A 4,696-nucleotide genomic window follows, 5' to 3' on the forward strand; every position below is an offset into this window, starting at 1 on the left:
TGGGCGCGGCAGACGCCGGACGGGATCCTGGTGCGGTCGCTGATCAATTCGGCCTTGCAGCCGCATGCCAGCATCCACCTCGACCAGTCCTCGATCATTGAGGGCGAACGCGACGTCAATCCGCTGACGGCCGCCGGTTCCCAGCAAAATATCAATTTGCAGATGGCCGGTGTCCTGGCGCCGGACGGCATCTACACGATCGTGTCGATGCGCCGTGTCGGTGATACGCGCGCGCTCGACTGGTACGACGACCTCACCACCATCGCGGTGAGCGGTGGGTCGACGACGCAGGCCCAGAAAGATGCGGGGCTTTCGCTCGGGCCGAGTTAGTCGGCGTGAAAATGATTCACGCTCTTCATTTCTTCATTGCGATGAAAAAGCGCATCCCTCTCTACGATAGCGTTGAGATATGCAAATAAACCGGCGTAAGACCATCGGTCTTTGCTTTCCTTCTTCATGAAAGCGGTTGCTGTATCTCGCTCTTCGTCGGTTGCTCTTGGCCAAGCTTCTTTAAGGTTTTCGTAGCCTTCCTGCTCGCTATCGATACATGTGTGTCGGAAGGTGAGGCCCTGGGGATCATCAAATCGCTTCGGGATTGCAGCCGACCGTCTGTCGCAGTATGCATCGGGGTCTAGAACCGGAAGGGGCGGGCCATCTTCCTCTCGCAATCTGGTTCCGAAAGACTCAAGCGATCTAAGGGCTTGAACGCTGGACGATCCACCGGCTTCCGATGCGTGAATAAAAGCAAGGATATGGTCGTGCGTGCTGCCGACGCGACTTGCGAAGGCTTCAACGGTCTCGCCCTTTGAACTAGCAAAAGCTCGCAGGTCCGCCTCGTCTTCTTCACGAGTCTGCACTCCACTTGCGGTCTGCGCTTGTACGTCATGCATCTTTCCGTTGTCAGTCCCAGCGGCCAACACAACGAAAAGACAGAGCAGACACAAAACGAATCGAACGAACCCGGGAAATAGGATCGCCAAAACTATCAGAACAAGCAGAGCAATGATCATATCCGTGGCCCTCCCGACCAATCACGGACATCTTGGCTCAGACGCTTTCTGAAGGCGATAGGGCGAGACGGTGATCCATGGCCGAAACGCTCAAAAGCTACCTGATCGACATCGGCTTCAAGGTCGACCAGATCGCGCAGCGCCAGGCCGAGGACGTCGTCAAGCGAAATGAGGAGCGCACCAGCGATGCGGCCGAAAAGGCCGGGGACCAGCGTGCCAAGCGGGAGGCAAAGGAAGCCTCCGACCGGGAGAAAGGGCAGGCTCTCGCTGCGAAGAAAGAACAGGAGCGTCTCGCCGGCAGCCTGAACAGCTTTCGCTCGTTCTCGACCAAGTTTCTCGGGATCCAGGCGGTTCTTGGCGCTGTCACGGGCCTGACGGCTGCCGGCATCGTCAAGGCGGTCGATAACGCGGCCAAGAGCTACGAACGCCTCCAGTATCTCGGCCAGCGCAACGGAACGACCGCCGGCAAAGCGTCCGGCTTCGGCTACGCGTCGAGCCAGCTTGGTTCGTCGGCGGACGAGGCGAACGCGAGCCTCGAGGCGTTTGGAAAGAACCTCAGGGTCAACGGCGCCGGCTACGCGCAGTCCTTGGACCAGGTCCTGCGTCGCGTCGGCAAGTCGTCCCGTGACGCCAAGGGCCAGCTGCGTGACAGCGCCGATCTCGCCACGGACCTCGGCGACGCGCTGCGCGACATCAACGGCAAGGAAGGCTACGGCGTCGCACTTGCCTGGGGCAAGAGCTTCGGCTTCGAGGAACAGCAAGCCCGGGCCATGATGGACCCGAATTTCCGGGCGCGTGAAGGGCAATTCCAGGCGGATCACAAGACGGTCGGCGCCGACCCCAACGCGGCTGCGGCCACCGGTATCCAGTTCGAGCAGTCGATGCGGCACCTCCAGGAGGTGCTCGATGCCATCGGAACGAGGATCTCGACGACGCTGTTTCAGAAGCTTCGTCCGCTTCTCGACGATCTCTCGCAGTGGTTTCTCGCGCACGGCAAGGAAGTTGGCGCCCTTGTGCAGCGCGTCGCGGACGATTTGATCAAGTTGGCGTCTGCGATCGCCGACGAACTGGCCGGCGCCGACTGGAATAAGATCCTCGGATTTATGGAGCGACTTGCCGGAGGCTTCGGTCTTCTTCTCGAAAAGCTTGGCGGCAATTCCGGGCTCGTCGCTTTATTGGCTGGCCTCGTAGGCAGCCTTCGAATCTTGCGCGTCTTGGCCATACCTCCATGGTTGGCCGCGGCGTTGGGCGTCGGCGTTGCCGGAGCCATCGGCGCCGTTAACACGGCCGCCGCAATCCAGCACGCGGATCCCGCCAAGAACGACGTCTATGTCGATCCCGAAACCGGCATGGCCTACCCGACAGGACCGGGCGGCGGCAACCAGATCAAGGGGCAACCCGAAGGGCAGGGGCTCCTTGACCGCGCCAAGCGCTGGTTTAAACGGGGCAGCGGCAAGAACCAGGGCGGCTGGTGGACGCCGGAGCGGCAGAAGCACGCTTACGAATATCTGACCTCGCGCGGCTTCACCGATGCCGGCGCCCGCGCCGCGGTGTCTCGTATGGCCTACGTGGAAAGCACCAAGGACGGACCTGACGCATCGAACGCTTCCGGCCACTCGGGAATCTTTCAGGCCAGCCGCGATCGTGCCGCGAAGTACGGCAACAGCCGCGACTTCGACGACCAGCTGAAGGCTTACGCCGACCAGGCCTATGGTCCAGACGGCATGGGCGCCGGTAAGATCCTGTCGACCGCCAAGGATGATGCCGAGGCCGCACGCGGTGCCGCCGTCATGGAGCGCGCCGAAGGCTGGAACGGGCAGACCGACAGCTGGGCCTGGAAGACGCGCGAGAACATGGACAATGTCCGCCGCAACGTACGGCCAGCACCGCCGATGCCGTCGGCAAGTCCGAAGACCGATGACACCATCAAGCCGGTCAGCCTCGGTCCGTCACCTGTTCAGAGCATCGTGATCTCGAACGCGGCGCGCGGCCGCCTCAACGTGGCGCACAATCCGACGTTCGAGATCGAGGGTGGCGACAGCGCCAGCACGACACAGGAAGCCCGGTTGATGCCCGATCGCGGGCCGCCGGATTGGCTTCGTAATTTGCAGGGCGCGGAGGCCTAGACATGGCCGAGACCCTCAAGGACTTCTTCGCCGGCGTCGGGTTCAAGCTCGACGAGGTGTCTCAGACGCAGTCCGAGAACGCCGTCAAACGGACAGAGGAACGCAACACGGCCAAGGTCAAGGCCGAGACGAAGAAGCGGGAAGCCACCGAGAAGGCAGCGATCGCGGCTCGCGACAAGGCTCGTCGCGATGCCGACCAGAAGCAAGCCGCGCGTATGAAGGCGTCGCTGAAGAACGCGCAGAGCTTTGCGCTGCGGTTCTCAGGCGTCCAGGCCGCGATCGCGATGGCGACAAGCCTGACAGCGATCGGGATCTCCGATGCCGTCAGCAAGGCGGCGGCTGGCTTCGAGCGTCTCGCCTATCTCGGCAAGCTCTCTGACGCGTCACCCGCCAACGTGACAGCCTTCGGTTACGCCGCGGAGCAGACTGGGTCATCGCGCCAGGAGGCCGACGCTGCCCTGACAGCATTCGGACGTAAGCTCCATATCGCCCGGACCGGATACGCCAAGTATCTGGAGCAGCTCGGCGTTCAGACCCGTGACGCGGCGGGCAACTTTCGCGACAGCGCCGACATCCTGACCGATCTCGGCGATAAGATGCGTACCACGCGCGACACCAAGGATTTCGGTTACGCCAACGCGATCGGTGTTGGTCAGTCCCTTGGCCTCCCCGAGTTTTTGTCGCGCGCCGTGATGGACCCAGCTTTCCGTCAGCGCGAGGCTGAGCAGAAGGCCATCCAAGGCCGCGCTGGCGCCGATCCGAACGCAGCAGCAGCTGGTGGCACCGTTTACATGCAGTCGCTGCGGCGCCTCGACGAGGTGATCAAGGCGGTCGAGACCCGTGTCGAGACCGTCCTGTTCGTGAAGCTGAAGCCGTTCCTCGACAAGCTCGCGGACTGGTTTCTGGCAAACGGCAATCGCATCGCCGACATCGTTTCGAAGATTGCTGACGATCTCATCAGGCTGGCTGTGGCGATCGGCGAAAAGCTGGCCGCAGCGGATTGGGATCAGATCCTTAAACGCGTCGAAGACCTGGCCAAGAGGCTCTCCGAGCTCGTCGGGCCATTGACGGGCGACAAGAGCCTCATCGTGCTCATCGGATCGCTTGGTCTCGCGCTCGCCGGGCTGTCGGCAGTCATCATGCCGCGGTGGCTTATGCTGCTGCTTGGAGTCGGCGTCGTCGCCAGCCTTGGTTTAGGCAAGGCGGAGGCGGCGGAGCCGGGCGAGGTCAGGGCACGCGACGAAGGTGGCGGCGGCGGCCGCGCCGGTCTTGGTGCCCGCATCGCGCGTGGTGTGCGAAAGCTAACCGGCGTCGACGCGTTGCGGGCGCGGGGACGCAAGGCGACCGATGCGCGGCATGCGGAAGCCAACGCACCGAGCCGACCGCTTACAGCAGACGTGAGCGGTCAGAAGATCGTCGGCGGCGCCAATCTGATGTCGGGCGGCCAGTATCCCGGCGCGCAGCCGGGCGCGAACCTCACGACCATCAAATTGAAAGACGGTCATCGTCTCACTGTGCACGCCGACGCGGCGCCGTCGTTCCAGCGGTTCTTCAACCAGC

Annotated in this window: 4 protein-coding genes; 3 read left to right on the forward strand and 1 reads right to left on the reverse strand. The window is 62.8% G+C overall.

Going from position 1 to position 4,696, the window contains the following annotated elements; translation table 11 throughout:
• The coding region (locus GSQ79_RS20260) for a hypothetical protein (RefSeq protein ID WP_210253154.1) at positions 1-330 on the forward strand (330 nt) is incomplete at its 5' end.
• Here the strand turns inward: GSQ79_RS20260 and GSQ79_RS20265 are convergent.
• Positions 327-1,010 (reverse strand): hypothetical protein, encoded by a 684-nt coding sequence (locus GSQ79_RS20265; protein WP_158810471.1) that lies wholly within the window; start codon positions 1,008-1,010, stop codon positions 327-329. The genes GSQ79_RS20260 and GSQ79_RS20265 overlap by 4 nt on opposite strands.
• A gap of 77 nt (positions 1,011-1,087) precedes the next feature.
• Here GSQ79_RS20265 and GSQ79_RS20270 point away from each other — a divergent pair, with 77 nt between their 5' ends.
• Both GSQ79_RS20270 and GSQ79_RS20275 read left to right on the forward strand, forming a co-directional pair.
• On the forward strand, positions 1,088-3,136 hold the full coding sequence (locus GSQ79_RS20270; RefSeq protein ID WP_158810472.1) for a hypothetical protein: 2,049 nt from the start codon (positions 1,088-1,090) through the stop codon (positions 3,134-3,136).
• A 2-nt stretch (positions 3,137-3,138) separates the two neighbouring features.
• A partial coding sequence (locus GSQ79_RS20275; RefSeq protein WP_158810473.1) for a phage tail tape measure protein occupies positions 3,139-4,696 on the forward strand: 1,558 nt, incomplete at its 3' end.

The organism is Beijerinckia sp. L45, assembly GCF_009765775.1.
In the GTDB taxonomy this organism is placed as follows: domain Bacteria; phylum Pseudomonadota; class Alphaproteobacteria; order Rhizobiales; family Beijerinckiaceae; genus RH-AL1.

Bases quoted from the DNA above. Each gene is read 5' to 3' on its own strand.
- GSQ79_RS20265 (WP_158810471.1), bottom strand. From the start codon at position 1,010: ATGATCATTGCTCTGCTTGTTCTGATAGTTTTGGCGATCCTATTTCCC.
- GSQ79_RS20270 (WP_158810472.1), top strand. From the start codon at position 1,088: ATGGCCGAAACGCTCAAAAGCTACCTGATCGACATCGGCTTCAAGGTC.